Source organism: Oceaniferula spumae, assembly GCF_042849255.1.
GTDB lineage: Bacteria > Verrucomicrobiota > Verrucomicrobiia > Verrucomicrobiales > Akkermansiaceae > Oceaniferula > Oceaniferula spumae.
Window position 1 is genome coordinate 110,145 of record NZ_AP026866.1, and the last position, 19,374, is coordinate 129,518.

Genomic DNA, 19,374 nt, shown 5'->3' on the forward strand with positions numbered 1-19,374 from the left:
TCGTTTCGAATTTGATCGATTTTTTCTCTCAAGGATTCGCCTGGTGGACGGAGTAATTTTTCAGAAAGGGAGACTTAGTGAATTGTCTTTCACTTCGAAGGATACGCTTGAGAGCCCTAAGATACAAATAACATGGCAGGGCAGCTAGGATGAGACCTATGATAATCCCTAAAATAGTGTTTTGATACATTCTATGTGTCTCTATCTAAAAAGCAGTTAGGTGACAAGTCATGGCAAGTGCAATAGTCAGTTATTGCACAAATCTAATGGACATCTTACTAGGAGAGCATGCGGTTTTGGAGAATCTCCATCAGTTGGCTTTCGATATCCAACCAGCTTTGGTTTAGATCGATAGTTCTCAGATGCACGCGGTGACGACCGTGGAGTCGGAAGTGGTGGCTGAGAGCATAACCGTTGGTGGGGTAGAGGAGCATGCCCTCCACTTTCTCCCAGCCAGGGTCGGGTGCGGCATTGCTAAGGTAGGCGTTGAGTTGATAGAGGTGGCCGGTGCGGAACCTTTGCTTGCCGTGCTGGCCTGCGGCAATGGCATCGGCGTAGTATTTGCAGTCGAGGATGAGTTTGCGGTCAGGCCAGGCGATGGTGACGTCGGTCAACATGGTAGGCAGTAAGTCATGGCAATCGGGGGAAAATTCATCAGCCTGCCAGGTCAGTCCCGCGGCCCTGCATTTGGCACCTGTTAGATTGGCTTTGGCGAAGTTTAATACGAAGTGCTCAAAGACCCAGGCCATGTGCTTTTCGTCCTGTAGGAAATCCTTGAATTTCCTACGTCCATCCTGTTGTTGCTCTGGGAGCAGATTGGTGTAGATCAGGTGGCAGAGATGGAGGATGAAGCGGTAGTGGCGGTTATTACGGTGGAGTTGGAGTCGATAAAAATCACGGAGGTGCAACTGGGTATCACGCACATCGTGGAAATGCCGGAGGCGTTGGCGAAGCTCAATACGAACCACACTATCCACCGTTTTATCGCTCGCCAGAATCCGCAGGCAGGCTTTGATAATGCGGTTGTGAGGGACATCGGCGCTTAGCTCATCGAACTTGCAGTGCAGCTGTCCTTTGAGCATCGTCTGTCGCTTCAGGCAGGTCGGGAAATCGATGCTGCCTCGGATGCGCGCTGTTTGCTCTTCGAAACCGATGTAGGACCGGTCCAGTCCTCTGGCCAAAAGCCGTTCCACACCACGATTGAGAATCCGGGCAAAAAAGTTGTTCAGGTCCGGGCAGTGGGACGCATCCAGATCCCGTTCATCTTCTTCCCTTAGCTTGTGGTTCCATGCATAGGAAAGCAGGTAGTAGAGATTCTGGATGGGGACCTTGCTCATCGAATTACCGAATTAGAGGGGAGAATGGACTTGCTTACTGACGCTGCCTTTTCCGGGGCATCCACCCAGTATTCATCTAACAGAGGGGCGATCTCATAGCGGAGGATGCTGGTAAACCAGCTTTCAAAGTCATCAATGGGGCCGTCGTCCGTCGGAGTAAAGAAGCTGTGACCGATGCAGAAGCCTTCACCCAAATTGAGATCATCTTTGCTGATTTCCTCATTGAGTCGGGCCATCTGACTGCGGATGCGGGCGATACCATCGCTGTCGATTCCGTGGACAGTGAGCTTGGCCGCGAAGCTTTCAGTCTCGAAGCCCGGTTTGAGACTCAGGAAGGCGAAGCGGCGGCGCAGGGCGTAATCTACAAGCGACAGGGATCGGTCAGCGGTATTCATCGTGCCGATGAGGTAGAGGTTTGGTGGCACCGTGAACGTTTCCCCCTCCGAGTAGAGCAGGGTGGCAGCCTCATCTCCGCGTTTGTCACACTCGATGAGCATCATGAGTTCTCCCAGAATCTTGCTGAGGTTGCCACGGTTGATTTCATCGATAATGAGAAAATAATTCTGATCAGGGTCCGTCTGGGCCTGCTTGCAGAGTTGATAGAAAATGCCGTTTTTGATTTCGAAGCCACCTTCCTTCTTGGGGCGAAGTCCTTGGACAAAATCCTCGTAGGTGAAGGACTGGTGGAACTGGACGGTTTTCACACGGCTCCTGTCTTTGCTCCCCATCAGTAGCCAGGCAAGGCGCTTGGCAATGAAGGTTTTGCCGACGCCTGGAGCGCCTTGGAGGATGATGTTTTTCTTTCGCTTGAGCTGGGCAAGGATGTTGTCGAGATCGGCCCCTAACATAAACAGCTCCTCAAGAGCATCGGCTCGGGTGTAGGTATCGGGAGTGGATATTTCGTCCTCATCGTCGGTATCAATAACATGCGGAGGCTCTGATTCCAGTCCTTGAGAGAGGATGACGGGTCGTCTCTTCTCGGACATGATCAGATCGTAAAGTTGGGAGGAATGGTGTCTGGAGAAGGGGCTGGCCTTATATGAGGAGAAGGCTTCAACAACAGCTGGGAGAGTGGCTAGGTAGCTTTCCCAGGCATCGCCAGAGATCGCGTCGTAGTCCGATTCCCGCATGCGGAGCAGGCCAAATGGTCCAATGCTGGTGTCCTTGGCAAACGAATCATTTGGTTGAGGTATGCCATCCCATGAGTGCTTCATAGGCACGGCAAACTGGAATTCATTTTCATCCTTGTTGGCGATGTATGAGAACAGGACCCATTCTCCGAAATTGATGCGCAGGAGATTTTTTCCTTTTCCTCTAGGCACGGTTATGACCAGATTTACGTTGTTGTATCCGGGGGAGCTTTCCAAGGCTTCCACAATGGCTGCAAACTCCTCGAGTATCTCATCGGCTTTTCCATCCGGAAATATGTTATCGAATGGAGGAGCGTAGGTTTGAAAACAACAGATCCAGAGAAAGGACTGCACATCGATCCAGTCGTTGGGTTGTGAATTGGCAAGAAATGTCCAGAACGCTACTCCCATGGACATCATTTCCCGGAACCGTTCAGGGGTAGGGGATTTCTGCTTGATCGCTATTCCCAGTTCCTGGGCAAGGTCACGGATATAGCTGGGTTTGATGGGGAAAAATACCTCGGGGTTCATTAGCCAGAGAACAAAGGAGATGGTGTCCCATTTTGGCTTGAGTCCGAGTTGATCAAACATAGCGAAGAAATCCTCGACGGAGGACGAGTCTGTTGCGAATGCATGGAATGCCCTGAGCAGCGTGGCAACATCACCCCCTTTTTTGCCGAATGAACTGTCCCAGGCTCGGTAATTGACAATGTTAACATCAACTTTTTTGAGTCCCTGTAGAAGATTCAGGGCCTGGTCAGGTGTGAGATTCTCATTAATGGGGGTTTCAGCGAATAAGGCCTCTGCCTTTTGCAATATCTCATGCTTGTATGCTGTCTCCTTATTGGTAAAAGCGTCCCCCGGCTTTACGAAGGATGTAAAGTCGGTAGCAGTCAGGTTGAACCGGGACCACAGGAGATCCCGATGCTTTTCCAATGCTGTTAGGTAGCTCTTGACCAAATCAGGTTTACTGAGTGCGACCGAACGCTCTGGGCATTCAGCAATATCAGAGAGTCTTATGCCCGCACTATTCAGGCCCCATGTCTTGTAGAGTTCAGGTGTCTCATAATAATCCAAGTGGTCAGTGCCCAGCGCCTGGGCCTCCTTCTGCCGGATCTGATGTAACTGCCAATCGCGTCGTCCTGCTGCGCTGAGGTTGGGTGTTTCATTACTGTTCAGGTCACCGTATTTTTCAGTGAACGCGGTAATGATGCGCTGCTTCTGAGTGGTCACTGCTATCCGCTCGAAGTAGTCAGGGAACAGGAGGTGGAGTAAAACGTTGCGTAACAGTCGGTTGAGAGCATCGTCCAAATTATCGAGCCATGCTGAGAATTCCCATGGGGACTGAAGTAGGGATGATCGATCTTGCTGATCCAATTCTTTAAACGAGGATATAAATCTCCACAGAAAACTAATTTCACGCCACCGATGAGTGTTAAATGCCGTGCCTGGATGACCGATGCCTGTGTCGTGGCACGCTTTCTTGTCAGCAGGGAACGGTTCTCCAGACCACTCCCATACCCTTTTGATCTGTAGTTCTTTCTTTCCAGCCGAGATGATATTTTGAGGGAAAAGGTAAAACGCCCAGATCATCTCGGAGGTGAGCATCTTGAGTTCCTTGCTGCCATCAGCCAGTTGTAGCTCTAACTTGGTGAAGAAATCACGTTTATCCTCAAGCGTGTTTTCAATAAACCGCAGGCGGAACTCTTCCAAGTTCTCCGGCGTCCATAGATTGTTGTCAGTGAATACTGATGTGTCATGAAGTAGGCAGCGGTCGGCCCAGCGGCGGGCGGCGTCAAGGATGGGTTGGTGTTCAGGATGAAATGGAGGCATGGCTGTAACGTGAATTTACCCTCTTTGACGGAGGCTGTTTAGGTGGGGGCTTCGAGGGGATGACTTCTTCGTTGCAGGCGACGATGGCGACACTGCGGAATTCGAGTCCTTTGGCATCATGCATGGGGACGTTGCCGGGCTGGAGGTCGTGGTCGCTCATGAGTTTTTTAGCGTAGGAGATTTGATCGTTGCTGCGAACAAAGACGGCGATCTCGGAAGCTTTGACATCTGCCGAATGCTGTTGATCCAGCTAGGCTTGCAGGGCTTTGATCAGGTTGATGACCGGAGGTGGTATTTTCCGGATTTGGCGGTGCCGCGTTTTTCGATGAGGCCGGCGTCGAGGAGAGGGTTGATGAGGTTCATCGCACCCTGGCGGGAGAGGTTGAGCAGCTTCCAGATTTCGGCGGGGGCTAGGCCTCCGTGGTCGGCAATGAGTCCGAGAAGGTGCTCTTGTTTGGGAGTGAGGGTGATTTTCGATGTTTGACCGGACTGGAAGCGGAGCACTCTACGCCAGACTCGTTCGAGAGTGCTGCGGAGGCCGCTGGCCGAGTATTCCAGCCACTGGGTGAGGTCTTCGCCTGCATCACGCACCTGGGCGAGGGCGGCGTAATAGGCTGGGCGGTCTTCCCAGTAATATTCATCGATGGAAAAGATGTGGTGGGAGTCGAAGCCACGGCGGAAAAGCTCCCAGAGGGCGAGGGCACGACCGGTGCGGCCATTGCCATCGGCGAAGGGGTGGATGTCCTCGAAGCGGTAGTGGAGGATGGCGGAGCTGAGGATGGGGGATAGAGAGGGGGCATAGTCATTCCACCATTGGAGCAACTCGAACATAAGGGGGGAAACCTGGTCAGGATGGGGCGGGAAGTGGCGGCCGACCTGGACGTGGATGGTGCGATAGGCACCGGCGGTGCCCTGGTCCATGACGCTGTCAGCGAGGAGCCGGTGCAGCTCGAAGAGGTGCTGGTGGCGGATTTTCTTCAGCGTAGCGTTTTTTTCGATATAACGCAGTCCGGCGAAGTAGTTGGTGACTTCGCGCTGGTGAAGTTTTGCAGAGGCAAGGAGTTCACGGCCTTCTTCCAGTGAGCGCACTTGCTCGAGTGTGAGGGGATTGCCCTCAATGGCGGTGGATGCGTGTCCGTTACGGGTTCGGGTGTCTTTCTGGAGGGCGGGAATCCAGGATAGTTCGATGGCAGCTCCCTGAATACGCTCGCGGAGGGCGGCGATCTCTTCGACCGAAGCCAAGAGTTGTGGAGTGATGGAGAACTGCGGTTGGTAGGGCATTGAATTAGTAAACTATCAGTCAAGTTTTGCGTCAAGCTGGATTGTCGGAGTTTGATGGAAGGAGACTTTGCTACGCGATTCCTCGATGTTCTGGGTGGGCTGGTTATCATCGTCCAACTCCCAGTGGAGGTGGGGGTATTCATAGGGGGAGTTGAGAACTGGTTGAGCGAAGAAGTCTGGCATGTGGAAAGAGGAGATGTGGATGGCTAAGGAATAGCGAAACCGTCTTGGTGTGGCAAGGTTCAACACATTGCTATTAAAAGGAGTGCGTTCAGTCATGAAATGTATTGTTAGAACCGTGAGCGACAAGGGAAAAGCTGCCAGATTTGTATCATATGCTCATTGTGCCTCTGCACTTGGGATAACTGGAGCAGCCCCAGAATTGGGTGCCGGAATTTGTACCTCGCTTGGCGGTGCGTATGGCCATCGGCTGGCTACATTTAGGGCAGGCCGGAGTCGATGAGTTGGGTTGTGCTGATACAGGGGCGAAGTTAGGAGCGGCTGAAGGGGGATTGAGGCCTGTGATTTCCTGACTCAGCTGATCGCCATTGATTAGCTTGATGCCATGGGGCATTGCAAAACTGCCGGCTTCGCTGGTGAAGGTGGAGGTGGTGACGAGGATGCCCTTGTCGGCAGATTCGGCAGTCATTGCACCGAGCAGTTCTCGGATGATTGGGAGACCTACATTTTTATTTTTCCACTGCTTGCACTGCACCAGTGTAAGCTGACCGTCTCTGCGGAGGCGGAGGTCCACGCCGCCGTCGGCACCACCTCCGAGCATTTCCTCGACCTTATAACCGCGCTGGCGGAAGAGTTCCCCGGTGACGTTTTCGAAGTCCTTCCATGAGAGTTCATTGAGCGTTTCGATGGATTCCTGGCGTTTGAGCTGCGCTTTTGTTTTGAAGCTACGGAAGAAGGAAATGAGGGCGACGAAGAGAAATACTATAGTGAAAATTGGGGTGACAGCTCCGGCAACGGTGGCAACCATGGTGAATCCCAGATTCGAGGATGTAATGCCTGATAGGATGTTGCCACCAACGTAAATGATGCCAGCAAGGCAAACACTCACCCACCAAGGGGCTAGGATGAGTTCGTTGATCAGTGAGTTTTTCTTAGCCATGGAGTTGGATGTTATTAGAATCGATTGGGGTACGATGAATAGCTTGGATGATTTTCGAGTGTATGTTCAACCACATCTAACTGTTTTCTAATCATGGTGGCCGAGATCATATTGTCGATACCTGTTGTCAAATTTAGCAAGGTGATGGCGGTGGAAGTGGCGACAAGCATTCACCATTTCGGCTTTAATACGCAGTATATAATAATTGCATTTGTGCTGCTAAATAGCCTTGTAAAGCTAGGCGTCGCTCTAGTAGCGCTACCATAACCAGAAGGATTCGGTCATGCATACAGTTCGAAAGCATTGGCTCAGCGTGCGGATTCTGGGGCAAATATGCATTTTGCTCACAAGGGAACTTTTCAAACGGATTATATCTGGTAGGTTTTCATGAACTTCGCTCATTCAGTTTAGTAATTTACCGACTTGCAATGAGGGTATACATAATACATACATTAATAATGAATACGCATCATCCAGTTTCTAGAGCGCCTTATCGAGGGTTTACCTTGATTGAAATCCTTGTTGTCATCGCGATTATAGCGGTTCTCGCCACCATGACGGTGGGGGGGCTTGGCTACTACAAACGCAAGGCTGCGGAGAGTAAGACTCAGGTATTTGTCGGCAGTATCTCCAGGGCACTGGACGAATACCATTCTGACAATGGAGTCTTTCCTGAATACACAGATGAAGGCGCTTTGGGTGCCAGCACTAAAATTCTCTACAAAGAACTGTATGGCGACCGTAACGGCGACGGAAAGCCAGACGACGGTGCCACTGTGTATCTAGCCACCCTCAGCCCTGATATCAAAGGGTCAGCGAGAAATGTCGAAGAAGCTGTAGGCAGTGGATATTTTTTGATTGATGGCTTTAAAAGAAGAATGCGTTACCTCAGCCCCGGGAAGAACAACCCTGACTTTGACTTATGGTCGACAGGTGCCAATGCCGGTGCGACTGTCGACAAGGACGATATCTCCAACTGGTAGTATCAAGACATCAAGTAGGTGCGGGGGAGTTGCTTCTCCCACTGTGCAAGTTGAGATGACCACAGCCATAAGATTCTCAAGGAGTGAGTGACTGTAAAAATTCAACCATATACATATCGGCGGATACCTACGGGTGTCCGCCGTTTTTCATGGATCGATGGATGCTAAGTGTTCCAGTCGGTTCGAACTATGTGGAGTTGAGAACGGTTCATGAGGGGGATTTTTCAGTGGTCTGTGAATGAAATTCATCACATTGATGCTTCGACATACGATTTCAAACTCATCAGAGTGTCTAAGTGTTCACAATTTTAGTGTTCATGATAACCCTCTATAACAAAAACTGATGACTAAAGAAAAAGACGATCAAAAACTCGGTTGGACAGAGCGGATTGGATTTGGCCTCGGTGATCTTGCATCGAACCTCTACTTCCAGATGTTCAATATGTTCTTGTTGTATTACTACACGGACGTTTTTGGTCTTCAGGCATCGGTAGTAGCCAATATTTTTCTATTTTCCCGTATTTGGGATGCTGTCAATGACCCTGTGATGGGGATTGTTGCGGATCGCACACGCACCCGTTGGGGTAATTTTAGGCCTTATCTGCTGTGGCTGGCTGTGCCGTATGGTGCTGCGGGTTATTTGATGTTCTATTCTCCGGACCTCTCGATGACAGGTAAAATCGTCTACGCTGCGGTTACTTACACCGTAGTGGGAATGGTCTATACAGGCATCAATATTCCTTATTCTGGTCTCATGGCGGTGATCAGTAAGTCATCGGCCGAGCGGGCACGGATTTCATCCATCCGGTTCATCTTTGCCTTCCTAGGCGGCTTTATCATTGTCCAATTCCTGCCCCCTCTTACTTCTTCGTTAGGTGGTGGCGACCCTGTGTTGGGTTTCCGTTATACCATGGGGCTGTTCTCCGTGCTTGCGACCATCATGTTCCTGATCACCTTCGTCACCACGAAGGAACGGGTGAAACCGGAATTGCAGAAGCAGACGAAGGCTCAGCTCATGGGCGATTTGAAATTGCTCATTCGTGAGCGGGCCTGGCTAATTCTGGCCATTGCTGGTATTCTTAACCTGACGGCTGTGGCGATTAAGAACGGTTCTAACATTTTCTATTTCAAATACTATGTGGAGTCACCCAATTTCGAAACCGAGGTGTCGAGCTTTGGTGGCGGCGGGTGGATTGCCATGATTCTAGGGGTGATGGCTACGGGGCTGTTGATCAAGTTCTTTGAACGCCGTAAGCTGATCATCTGGCTCACCATCTTTGGCGGCATCGGTATGATGGCGCCGTACTGGATAGATCCGGATCTAAGGATCACCATGCCGGGTCTGCAGACTGGAGCCTACACGGTGTTCGGCCTGACTATGCCGAGTATTCAGTTTGTTCCCGAGAACGCGCGTTGGATTTATATCATGAACCTGATCGGTTCTTTTTCTGCCGGTCCGCCAGTGGCGATTATCTGGTCGATGTATACGGATGTGGCGGCCTACATTGATTGGAAGCATAAGCGCCGCATTACCGGTTTGGTGGTGGCCGCGGCTGTGTTCTCGCAGAAATTCGGAATGGCCTTCGGAGGCTGGTTCGCTGCGACTTTGTTAGGCTGGTTTGGATTCGTTGCCAACGCTGTGCAGACTGATGACTCTAAGTGGGCTATCCTCTTACTGTTTTCCCTGATTCCAGGTATTCTGGTGGTGTTCCAAGGAGCTATTATTTTCCTGTATCCTCTAACGGATGATCAGGTGAAGAATATCGAGATGGACCTCGCTCAGAGAAATCTTGAGAAAGACGAAGAGGATGCCAAGAACGGGCTGACATCCTGACGAGTCGAGGGTGTTAGTTGGAATTCCTGCTGGAAAATAATGGGGAACGGTATCTGTTTCTGTATTCCAGCGGGGGGATTCCGATTTCCCGATTGAAGGCATGGCTGAGGTTTGAGCTATTGCTGTAACCGCATTCAAGTGCGATGGCTTCAATCTTGATGTCGCTCTGCGTCAGGCACTTTTTGGCGTAGTTCAGTCGGATCTGTCTGAGCACAGAAGCAGGGGAGTCATTGAGGTGTTTTTTGAAGGCCTTTTCCAGTCCGCGCTTTGAGAGGCCGACGTGCTCATAGACGTCCTCCAGGGTGAGGTTGTCTTTGAATTTGCTACGCATCAATTTTAAGGCATTGGCCACAGGGATGTGGGAAATGGCGATAGATTCTGTGCTGCGTCGGTTAATGACATCGCCAGGGGGGACGGTGCGAACGGGTTCCGAGTTGTCAATTTCACCACTCAGAAGTCGGCCTAACTGTTCTGCAGCTGCGTAGCCGAGGTCCTCCAGATGGGTGTCGATACTGGACAGGGGGACGACTGAGCACTCGCAAAGGAACACAATATTATCGACGCCCAGTACGGCAATTTCTTCAGGAACGGAAATGCCAGCATCGACGCAGGCTTCCACCAAAGTCACGCCGAGATTATCTTGTCCGGTGAATACTGCGAGTGGACGAGGGAGGTCTTTGACTTGCTCGATCAGGGCCTCGGTGTGCGCTTTCCAGTCACGGATGAGGCATTCGTCTGGTTGGTGAATGATATGGATGTGATCCTCGGTCACACCTTCATCGCTTAGGCTATTAATAAAGGCCTCCTTGCGAATTTGGTTAATCTCGACATCTCCCCATGAGAAGTAGGCAAATTCTTTAAATCCACGTTTCAGGAAATGGCTGGCCGCTTTTTTACCAATCAAGTCATTGTCCACCACGACTCGAGGAATCTGTTGGGGCATGTCTCTTAGTGTCACATCCACTTTGGGCATGTCTAGGCCGAGGATAGATTCTCCCTGAATATCTCCAAAGCATGTGATCGCTCCATCGCCCGGCCAATTCACTGGGATAATTCTTTCTGAAAAGCAATACGGTGACAGGTGCCAATGGTGTTCTTTACAGTATTGGGCAATTCCACGGTAGACACGATGGTCATACCAATCAAAGGCCACTAAAATGGTGGTATGTTTTTTTTCAGGTGAGATATGCTTTCCCATTGGGTTGAGAATGTGGGTTGTTAATTTGGTAAAATGGTTTAGATCAATATGGGCGCATTTTCACCGCTTTGCGAGAAAAAATACCACACGTTCACTCTTTTGCCGAAGTCACCACAGGCTAGAGTTGCAATGTTGATAGCCTCTCATAATCTTTACTCATGATAAGTATGAATTTTAAAGCCTCTACACATACATTCTCAAAAAACTTTTTCAGATTGGCTAGTCAGCTGTCACTTGTCATCCCAATGATGTCGGTATCGTCAATTTTCGCAGCAGAGGAGGCGACTGTTAGTGTGCAGACCGACAAGGTCATCGCCACAACCAGTGACAATCGTCTGTTAGGATCGAACCTGGGACTGTGGTATGAACCTAACGAGCTAACAGCCCTGAGCTCAAGCCCGTGGTTTAAGAGTTGGAAACCAGGACTCTTACGCATGCCCGGTGGTTCGTGGTCCGATGAGTATTTTTGGAACGGCAATGGCGTGCGATTTGGAAACAAGTTCCCAACTAAGAAACCTGGTCCGGAGGGCTGGAAGATTGATTTCTCAAAATTCAAACCGGGTTTCCGAGTTTTCCATGACAAGTCCATCCACGACTTCAATGGCCACATTGATGTGCAACAACTGCATGAATTCATTAACGCCACCGGCAGCGAAACCATGGTGACCGTCAATCTGGGTACAGGCACCCCTGAGTTAGCGGCCGCCTGGGTGCGTTGGGCGAACAATGAGATGGGCTATAAGGTCAAATACTGGGAGGTTGGAAATGAGTTAGAGGGTAGCTGGGAGGCTGGCCATATCAGACCTGATGGCTCGAAGATGACTGCTAAAAAATACGCCGATCTGTATGTGAAATTTGCCAAGGCCATGAAGGCGGTGGATCCTACGATCAAGGTAGGCGGGCCTACGAATTCTAACGATTCGATTGTTTATGTGGATGAGTTGATTGAAACAGCTGGCGACCACATCGATTTCATTTCATTTCACACCTATCCTGTAGATGGAAAAATGACCGAGCCTCGTGCGGTGCTCAACGAGAGTGCCAGAGTGGGGAAGGCGGTCAGTCACATCAGAGAGATGTTGGCCAAGCATCAGCCGAAGCGTGCCAAGGATATCGAGATCGGTATCACCGAGTGGCATGTCAAGGTTCACGAAGACGACCTGACCTGCAACTTGGTCAGCGGCCTATGGAGTGCCCGCTTCATCGGCGAGATGTTTCTCAACAAGGTCGATTTTGCGAATCAGTGGGACATGTTCTCCACCACGGAACACGGTGGTCACGGTTTGTTTAACAAGGGAGGGGCTCCGCTCAGTGCCCGAGCCAGTTACTGGGCGATGTGGCTCTGGTCCAACCAGATGGGGGACAAGCTCGTGGAATCCTCGATTGAGGGCTCAAAAGATCTCGTTGTTTATGCCACCCTTCGCGATGGGCAACCTGCGATCATGCTAATCAACCAGTCGCCAGATGAGAAATTAACGGTCTCTATGGATATTGATGAGGAAGAATGGAAGTCCGCACACCTTGTCGAATTCTCGCACAAGAATTACCTCTGGAATCCTTACTCGCAAAAGCCGGAATGGAGTCAGTCGCCAAGAGTTCGCAAGCTTGATTCGATTAATGTCTTGGGTGCGCTGACCTTGGCCCCACTGTCTGCCACCGTCGTCAGAGTGAACGCTGATCTAAAGCCAAGCGATGCCAAACAAGGAAAGGCAACACCAGATATCTTCCTTCCGAAAACTCACCCAGCAGACATGCCGCTCACAGCCACGGTCCTACTTCGTGATGCTGAGAAATCCGGTCCGTATCTGGGATCCCCAGCTGAACTGAAAATTACCGTCGAAGGGCCACTCACTCTATCAGATTCATCCTTGTTGATGCATAATGCCGTGGCTAACATGATCCTCACTCCTACAGGTGCTGGCAAGGCAACGATACGTCTGGAGAGTCAGGGGCAAGTCACAACGAGATCACTCACAATGGTGAAAACAAAGAACACAGATCACACCATCTGGACATTTGCTAACGCCGCCGCCGTGAAAGAAGTGAACAGTCAGTTAGACGCCAAGCACAACCCTAACGAACGCCGCAATGAAGATGTCATGGAGATCGCTTTCAACCAAGCCCGTCCGGAAAAAGGCAAGGATCTCGCGGTTAACATCAATTCACCCAAGCTGCCATTTGAGAACAAACAAATCGGAGGTGTGTTTCTCAAACTCAAAATCGATGAGGAGCTGGCCAAGGCCCCCAAGGGAGCGGCTGTGCAAGTGGTGATACAAAGTAGTGCCGATCACTGGATGGTCATTGATGAAATCCCTATCACCAGTCTTGACGATACCTGGCAAGATCGCCGCAAGGTTCTCGTCAAACCGGAGCACCTCAAGGCAATGTCAGAATTCTATGCCGTCGTGCTCAAGATCAAATCGCCCAAACCTCTTAACGGGAAACTCTACATTGACGACCTGGGATTGATCCAGCGTCACTGAATAACGCCTCACCATTTTACGTCGAAATCATAAACACATGAGAACAACCAGAAACATAATCAGTGCCATCTTGTTAGCCAGCACATGCCTAGCAGGTGCTCAGGATGATAAAGTCAAGAAGCCCAATTTGCTCTTCATCTTAGTCGATGACTTCGGAGCGATGGATGTCGGTTACGCAGGCAGTAAGCTGTATGCAACGCCTAACATCGATTCTCTGGCGAAGGATGGTATGAACTTCAAGAATGCCTACTCGGCACACCCACGCTGTTTGCCATCGCGTTACGGCATTTTCAGCGGTCGGATTCCAGGTCGTGATGGTGTCCCTGGTTTTCAAGATCAATCCACCTCAAAAAATGCCCTGATCCCTTCGCGTGTGACTTGGGGGGAAGTTCTCAAAGATGCGGGCTACTCCACCGGCTACATCGGTAAATGGCACCTCTGCAAAGATGAAACCGGCACTCCAGATAAACAAGGATTTACCGATAGCAGAATTGCTGGCCATGCTGGTGCTCCAGCTTCGTATTTCTACCCCTATGACGAAGCAAGACAAGGTAAGAGCAAAGAGTTATTTCCGAAGATCGAAGGCAAACCAGGTGAGTATCTAACCGATAGACTCACGGATGAGGCGATTGACTTCATTGAAAAAAATAAAGCCAAGCCTTTCGCGCTGGTGCTAGCTCATTACGCCGTGCACACACCGATCGAGGCTAAGCCGGAAATGACCGATAAATATAAGAATAAGCTCAAGGATATGGGCGTTCTAATCGGTGATGGCAAGAAAGATGCCGATTTTAAAACCGTCGGCCATGGAGCATTCAAAACCGTGCAAAACCATCCAGTCTACGCAGCGATGATCGAGAGTGTTGACAAAGGCATTGGTGAAATTCGAGGCAAACTCAAAGAGCTTGGACTCGATGAAAACACCATCATCGTGCTCAGCTCCGACCATGGTGGACTATCCACTCGTAGTATCGAAAACAACCGCGAGGTAGCCACGAGCAATCTGCCATACCGTAATGGTAAAGGCTGGCTATATGAAGGCGGAACTCGCGTCCCAATGCTGGTCGTTTGGCCTGGAGTGGTGAAGCCCGGATCCGTTACTACGACTCAGACCATTGGTATTGATCACTATCCATCCTTTGTCGAAATGTGTGGAGCCAAAGTTCCCGACGGAGTCGAAATTGACGGTAAGAGCTATGTTGACGTGTTGTTAGGAAAGCAGGTCGATCGTGGTCCGATTTACTGGCACTCACCGCTCGGAAGACCGCATTCCACAGGTGACCACGCGGCCTCTTCACTGATCGATGGCGATTGGAAAATTCTGCAGTTTCACGTCACTGGAAAATGGGAACTCTATAATCTCAAAACGGATCCAGGTGAACTGAAAGATCTTTCCACCGCAGAAAGTGAAACCTTTGAGCGGATGAAAAAACAGCTGCTGGCGACACAAGACAATCTCGGAGTCAAATTCCGCTTCGGTGAATACAAAGGCAAAGGAAAAGGTAAGAACAAATAAGTGGAGACAATCATGATTAAAAAATGGATCCCGCTGGCTGTATTTGCCGGTCTAGCCATCGGCACCAGTATGGCGGCTGAAAAGCCCAACGTCTTGTTCATCGCGGTGGATGACCTGAAGCCTGATCTCGGAAACTATGGAAATACGCTGGTCAAAACACCTAATTTTGATCGGCTTGCCGCCATGGGAGTCACTTTTACTAACAGCCATTGCAATCAGGCTGTCTGTGGTCCCTCGCGAGCCAGCTTGATGACAGGACTCCGACCTGATCGCACTCGGGTGCATGATTTGAAAACTGTCTGTCGCGAAGTCAGCCCGTGGATCACAACCATCCCAGAGCACTTTAAGAACAATGGTTACGTTTCAGTAGGAACGGGTAAAATCTATGATCCGCGCTGCGTTGATAAAAAATCGGACGAGCCTTCGTGGTCGCGTCCGTTTCGTCTCTATAATCTCGACTACAACGATCAATTTCCAGAACCGGTTGCCGCGGCCTATCAGGGAGCAGCATTTCATCAGGCACTCAAAGAAATGACTGCCGAGGGCAAAAAAGGATACGGTCCCATTTACAAGGGGTTAGTGAAACGTGACCTGCATCCGGCCGTTGAATCCGTGGATGTGCCAGATGATGCTTATACTGATGGAGCCATTCGCAAGCAGGGTGTGAAGTATCTTCGCGAGTTGGGTGGCCAGGGTGGCAAAGAGAAGCCGTTTTTTGTAGCCGTTGGATTCAAGAAACCTCACCTGCCATTTGTCGCGCCGAAGAAATACTGGGACATGTATAATCGTGAAGACATGCCCTTGGCCGAATTCAAAAAACACGCCGAGAACTCTCCGGATTTTGCCTATCACAATTTTCCCGAGCTGCGCAGCTACTCCGGGATTCCAGCCGAAGGGCCGCTGAGCGATGCTCAATCTCGTGAACTCATCCACGGCTACTACGCTTGTATTTCCTACATCGACGCGCAGATAGGAATGTTGTTAGATGAACTGGAGCAACGTGATCTGATGAAAAATACCATCATAGTCGTCTGGGGCGACCATGGTTGGCATTTAGGAGATCATGGGCTGTGGGCAAAACACACAAATTATGAGCAATCAACCCGTGCTCCCTTGATGTTCGCTGGTCCAGGAATTCAGAAAGGAAAGTCTAGCGCCGCACCCACTGAGTTTGTCGATATTTTCCCGACTCTTTGCGATCTCGCAGGTATTCCGCAGTTAGAGAATCTTGATGGTCAAAGCGCAAAACCTATTCTCGATGGATCCAAGGAGCAGGTGGACGACTACGCGGTCAGCCAGTTTGGACGAGGCAAGGCGATGGGCTATGCCTTTCGTGATAAGCAGTATCGCTACATCGTCTGGGTCAATGGCGACAAAGCGAGCGATGGGACCACCACGCCTGCAGCCGAACTGGGTGACAAGGTGAAAGCTGAGGAACTCTATGACTACAAGGCTGACCCGCTAGAAACCAAAAACATTATCAAAGACCCAGAACAAGCTGAACGAGTTAAAGCTCTTCGAGCCACGGCTGATAACTTCCTGAAACAACAACATAGCCGTATCGCCAAACAAACGGCCTCTGCCAAATAACGTATTTTCCCTATCCATCAAATGTTTAAGACCAGCATCAAACTAGCAGCTCTATTAGGACTCATCGTTCTGCCTGCCACGGCTGCGGAGAAAAAGAATGTGCTATTCATCGTAGTAGACGATCTAAAGCCTACTCTTGGCTGCTATGGCGACAACTACGTGAAGTCGCCTAACATCGACAAGTTGGCTGCAAGTGGAACGTTATTCACCAGTGCGTATACGAACCAGGCTGTTTGTGCTGCATCTCGCTGCAGCTTCTTTTCCGGTCTTCGGCCGGACCGCACCAAGGTTCATGATTTGAAAACCGACTTCCTCGAAGTAACACCTTGGGTGGTCACGTTACCGGAATACCTCATCAAGAATGGTTATACGACAGCTGGCTGTGGCAAACTTTTCCACGGAGGTAAGTCAGATGCGAAGATGGAGAAACGCGCCTGGCAAACGATGACCAGTGCCGAAAATCTGCCCTACGCCAAAGGTTTCAATCCTCCGGCACTGCATTATCAAAGCAAACAAGCGCAGGGGATTGTCGATGAACTTCGCAAGAAGAATCAAGATCGATATGGTAAAATGGTTCAAGCCCTCAAGGATGCAAAAGCCAACCCTGCTACTGAGAACCTCGATATACCCGACGACGCCTACGACGACGGAGCGATCGCCAAAGAGGCTCTGAATTACATCGATCAGCTCAGCAAAGGTGACAAACCATTCTTTGTTGCGGCCGGTTTTAAAAAGCCTCATCTCCCGTTTGTCGCGCCGAAAAAATACTGGGACATGTATCAACGCGAGGAAGTGCCCATCGCCAAGTATCAGCAACCGGCCAAAGATGCTCCAGCTTATGCTCTTCACTCATGGGGTGAACTGAAGAACTACTCGGATATTTCGCAAGATGGACCAGTTCCCATGGATAAGCAACGTGAACTGATCCACGGCTACTACGCCTGCACCTCCTACGTTGATGCCCAGATCGGCGTTTTGTTGGACGGGCTGAAGGAGAGGGGACTTGATAAGAATACTATCGTAGTTCTACTCAGCGATCATGGCTGGCACTTGGGCGATCACGGCGTTTGGTGCAAACATACGAACTACGAGCAAGCCACCCGTTCGTGCCTGATGTTCTCTGGCCCGGACATCTCGGCTGGTAAGAAAACGGATTCGCCCACGGAACTGGTCGATGTCTTTTCCACAATTTGCGAGATGGTGTCGGTGCCTGTTCCGAAGAATCTCGACGGCATCAGTCTCAAACCACTTCTTGAGGACTCTGAAAAACATCTCCGTGAAGTAGCTGTTAGTTCCTACCCTCGCTACAACGGGAGAATGGGCTATACTATGCGTGATAAACGTTACCGCTACGTAGCATGGGTGAAAAATGACAACCTCATGAAGCCCCTTGAGTCACTCGGGGTGACTTTGGATGAGGAGCTTTACGACTATCAAAAAGATGCCCTTGAAACGACTAACATGGCCAAAGATGTGGAAATGGCTGCTGTCATAAAGACCTTCCGTGCCCGTCTTGACAAACATCTCAAGGACCAAGCCCAAAGAATCAAAGAAAACAACAACCCCAGCTAAGTATGAAAATAAAAACCATCCTAACAGCTCTGACCTCATGCGTGCTCACTGCAGGTGCCCAAGTGAGTGCAGCCGATAAATACAACGTGTTATTCATCGCCATCGACGACCTCAAACCGATGCTTGGCTGTTACGGGGACAAGATTGCCCTCAGCCCAAATATCGACAAGCTTGCTTCCCAAGGTGTGGTGTTTACCAATGCTCATTGTGCCAAGGCTGTGTGCGGCCCTTCACGTGCTGCACTGATGACCAGCCTGCGCCCGGACCGGAGTAAAATCAAAGACCTCAAGACGCAGATCCGCGAGGTGAACCCCGACGTTGTCACTCTCACCCAGAACTTCATCCAGCAGGGATACACGGCCATGGGGATAGGTAAAATTTACGACCCTCGCAATGTTGATGGCGATCAGGATAAGGCATCGTGGTCTCTGCCCTTTATCAAAAATAACGTCCCTTACAATGCCAAGACTGGCAAGCCGACTAACGGTTCTTATCACAATCCTGAATCCTATAAAAACGGAACCAAGGCGGCATTCGAATCCGCCGATGTGCCGGATGATGCTTACTATGATGGAGCCGTAGCCAATGGCGGGGTGAAATACATTCAGCAACACGCTAAGGGCGACAAACCCTTCTTTATCGCCGTCGGTTTCAAAAAGCCCCACCTCCCATTCGTAGCACCGAAGAAATACTGGGACATGTATAAACGTGAAAACATGCCACTGGCTGAGTTTAAGAGCCACGTTCCCACTGCTCCGGATTTCGCCTACCACGGCAATGAGGAAATGCTTGGATACTCGAAAGGACGCAAACTCAGCGATGAGGACTATCAGCGCGAATGCATCCATGGATACTACGCCTGCATCTCCTACATCGATGCCCAAGTCGGCAAACTCATCGCAGCTCTTGATGCCTCAGGGCAGCGCGAAAACACCCTCATCGTTCTCTGGGGAGATCATGGTTTCCACCTAGGCGATCACGGTCTTTGGGGGAAACACACCACCTACGAGCAGTCCACCCGCAGCCCGCTGATCTTCCAGGGCCCAGGAGTGAAAGGTGGCCGCAAGGTTGCTTCACCAGCGGAGCTTATTGATATTTATCCGACACTAGGTGACCTTGCCGGTATCAAGACCCCTGAAAAGCTCGATGGTGTCAGCCTCAAACCGATCCTCGACGGTAGCAAGGAGCAGGTTCGTCCTCATGCGATCACCGTTTACCATCGGAAAGGGCGTGCCGGATACGCATTCCGCGACAATCAATACCGCTACGTGGCCTGGGTGAAGTCGAAGAAAGATGATTACCCAAAGTCGATAGACACACTCGATGCTGAGGAGCTTTACGATTACAAGGCAGATCCATTGGAAACTAAAAACATCGCCAATGATCCTGAGCAAAAAGAACGGATGGAAGCATTAAGAAAATCCGCCGATGAGTATTTCAAAAAACAAGCCGCGCTCCTGAACTAGTGCGCATCTCTCAATAATCCTAATATATCAG

14 protein-coding genes are annotated in these 19,374 nt (G+C 50.3%); 7 read left to right on the forward strand and 7 right to left on the reverse strand.

Going from position 1 to position 19,374, the window contains the following annotated elements; genetic code table 11:
- Positions 1-278: 278 nt before the first annotated feature.
- The 6 genes from ACSPJT_RS00515 to ACSPJT_RS00540 form a co-directional block, all read right to left on the reverse strand.
- Complete coding sequence (locus ACSPJT_RS00515) at positions 279-1,337, reverse strand: 5-methylcytosine restriction system specificity protein McrC (protein ID WP_435894419.1); 1,059 nt, start codon at positions 1,335-1,337, stop codon at positions 279-281.
- Positions 1,334-4,300 (reverse strand): AAA family ATPase, encoded by a 2,967-nt coding sequence (locus ACSPJT_RS00520; protein ID WP_435894420.1) that lies wholly within the window; start codon positions 4,298-4,300, stop codon positions 1,334-1,336. The genes ACSPJT_RS00515 and ACSPJT_RS00520 overlap by 4 nt, the downstream gene beginning before the upstream one ends.
- Positions 4,281-4,460 (reverse strand): hypothetical protein, encoded by a 180-nt coding sequence (locus tag ACSPJT_RS00525; RefSeq protein WP_435894421.1) that lies wholly within the window; start codon positions 4,458-4,460, stop codon positions 4,281-4,283. The genes ACSPJT_RS00520 and ACSPJT_RS00525 overlap by 20 nt, the downstream gene beginning before the upstream one ends.
- A gap of 110 nt (positions 4,461-4,570) precedes the next feature.
- A complete protein-coding gene (locus ACSPJT_RS00530) occupies positions 4,571-5,581 on the reverse strand; it encodes a Fic family protein (protein WP_435894422.1) in 1,011 nt (336 codons plus the stop codon).
- Positions 5,582-5,596: 15 nt separating this feature from the next.
- Positions 5,597-5,860: a hypothetical protein gene (locus ACSPJT_RS00535; RefSeq protein ID WP_435896215.1), complete on the reverse strand. Its 264-nt coding sequence runs from the start codon at positions 5,858-5,860 to the stop codon at positions 5,597-5,599.
- Positions 5,861-5,912: 52 nt separating this feature from the next.
- Complete coding sequence (locus ACSPJT_RS00540) at positions 5,913-6,701, reverse strand: restriction endonuclease (RefSeq protein ID WP_435894423.1); 789 nt, start codon at positions 6,699-6,701, stop codon at positions 5,913-5,915.
- Between the two features lie 458 nt (positions 6,702-7,159).
- Between ACSPJT_RS00540 and ACSPJT_RS00545 the strand changes: the two genes are divergently transcribed.
- Entirely contained in the window at positions 7,160-7,684 is a 525-nt protein-coding gene (locus ACSPJT_RS00545) for a prepilin-type N-terminal cleavage/methylation domain-containing protein (protein WP_435894424.1), read from the forward strand.
- A 343-nt stretch (positions 7,685-8,027) separates the two neighbouring features.
- Positions 8,028-9,518, forward strand: coding sequence for an MFS transporter (locus ACSPJT_RS00550; protein ID WP_435894425.1), 1,491 nt, complete (start codon positions 8,028-8,030; stop codon positions 9,516-9,518).
- A gap of 13 nt (positions 9,519-9,531) precedes the next feature.
- Here ACSPJT_RS00550 and ACSPJT_RS00555 read toward each other — a convergent pair whose 3' ends face one another.
- Positions 9,532-10,716 carry a substrate-binding domain-containing protein gene (locus ACSPJT_RS00555; RefSeq protein ID WP_435894426.1) on the reverse strand — a complete coding sequence of 395 codons (1,185 nt, stop codon included), beginning with the start codon at positions 10,714-10,716 and terminating at the stop codon, positions 9,532-9,534.
- 167 nt (positions 10,717-10,883) lie between these two features.
- Here ACSPJT_RS00555 and ACSPJT_RS00560 point away from each other — a divergent pair, with 167 nt between their 5' ends.
- The 5 genes from ACSPJT_RS00560 to ACSPJT_RS00580 are packed head-to-tail and all read left to right on the forward strand — an operon-like array spanning position 10,884 to position 19,343.
- Positions 10,884-13,199 carry a GH39 family glycosyl hydrolase gene (locus ACSPJT_RS00560; RefSeq protein ID WP_435894427.1) on the forward strand — a complete coding sequence of 772 codons (2,316 nt, stop codon included), beginning with the start codon at positions 10,884-10,886 and terminating at the stop codon, positions 13,197-13,199.
- A gap of 37 nt (positions 13,200-13,236) precedes the next feature.
- Positions 13,237-14,715, forward strand: a complete 1,479-nt coding sequence (locus tag ACSPJT_RS00565) for a sulfatase (protein WP_435894428.1) — start codon at positions 13,237-13,239, stop codon at positions 14,713-14,715.
- Positions 14,716-14,727: 12 nt separating this feature from the next.
- Positions 14,728-16,305 (forward strand): sulfatase, encoded by a 1,578-nt coding sequence (locus ACSPJT_RS00570; protein ID WP_435894429.1) that lies wholly within the window; start codon positions 14,728-14,730, stop codon positions 16,303-16,305.
- Positions 16,306-16,326: 21 nt separating this feature from the next.
- Positions 16,327-17,877, forward strand: coding sequence for a sulfatase (locus tag ACSPJT_RS00575; RefSeq protein ID WP_435894430.1), 1,551 nt, complete (start codon positions 16,327-16,329; stop codon positions 17,875-17,877).
- Positions 17,878-17,879: 2 nt separating this feature from the next.
- Positions 17,880-19,343 carry a sulfatase gene (locus ACSPJT_RS00580; protein WP_435894431.1) on the forward strand — a complete coding sequence of 488 codons (1,464 nt, stop codon included), beginning with the start codon at positions 17,880-17,882 and terminating at the stop codon, positions 19,341-19,343.
- Positions 19,344-19,374: the final 31 nt, after the last annotated feature.

Bases quoted from the DNA above. Each gene is read 5' to 3' on its own strand.
- ACSPJT_RS00535 (WP_435896215.1), bottom strand. From the start codon at position 5,860: ATGACTGAACGCACTCCTTTTAATAGCAATGTGTTGAACCTTGCCACA.
- ACSPJT_RS00565 (WP_435894428.1), top strand. From the start codon at position 13,237: ATGAGAACAACCAGAAACATAATCAGTGCCATCTTGTTAGCCAGCACA.
- ACSPJT_RS00570 (WP_435894429.1), top strand. From the start codon at position 14,728: ATGATTAAAAAATGGATCCCGCTGGCTGTATTTGCCGGTCTAGCCATC.
- ACSPJT_RS00525 (WP_435894421.1), bottom strand. From the start codon at position 4,460: ATGAGCGACCACGACCTCCAGCCCGGCAACGTCCCCATGCATGATGCC.
- ACSPJT_RS00540 (WP_435894423.1), bottom strand. From the start codon at position 6,701: ATGGCTAAGAAAAACTCACTGATCAACGAACTCATCCTAGCCCCTTGG.
- ACSPJT_RS00545 (WP_435894424.1), top strand. From the start codon at position 7,160: ATGAATACGCATCATCCAGTTTCTAGAGCGCCTTATCGAGGGTTTACC.
- ACSPJT_RS00560 (WP_435894427.1), top strand. From the start codon at position 10,884: ATGAATTTTAAAGCCTCTACACATACATTCTCAAAAAACTTTTTCAGA.
- ACSPJT_RS00520 (WP_435894420.1), bottom strand. From the start codon at position 4,300: ATGCCTCCATTTCATCCTGAACACCAACCCATCCTTGACGCCGCCCGC.
- ACSPJT_RS00530 (WP_435894422.1), bottom strand. From the start codon at position 5,581: ATGCCCTACCAACCGCAGTTCTCCATCACTCCACAACTCTTGGCTTCG.
- ACSPJT_RS00555 (WP_435894426.1), bottom strand. From the start codon at position 10,716: ATGGGAAAGCATATCTCACCTGAAAAAAAACATACCACCATTTTAGTG.
- ACSPJT_RS00580 (WP_435894431.1), top strand. From the start codon at position 17,880: ATGAAAATAAAAACCATCCTAACAGCTCTGACCTCATGCGTGCTCACT.
- ACSPJT_RS00575 (WP_435894430.1), top strand. From the start codon at position 16,327: ATGTTTAAGACCAGCATCAAACTAGCAGCTCTATTAGGACTCATCGTT.
- ACSPJT_RS00515 (WP_435894419.1), bottom strand. From the start codon at position 1,337: ATGAGCAAGGTCCCCATCCAGAATCTCTACTACCTGCTTTCCTATGCA.
- ACSPJT_RS00550 (WP_435894425.1), top strand. From the start codon at position 8,028: ATGACTAAAGAAAAAGACGATCAAAAACTCGGTTGGACAGAGCGGATT.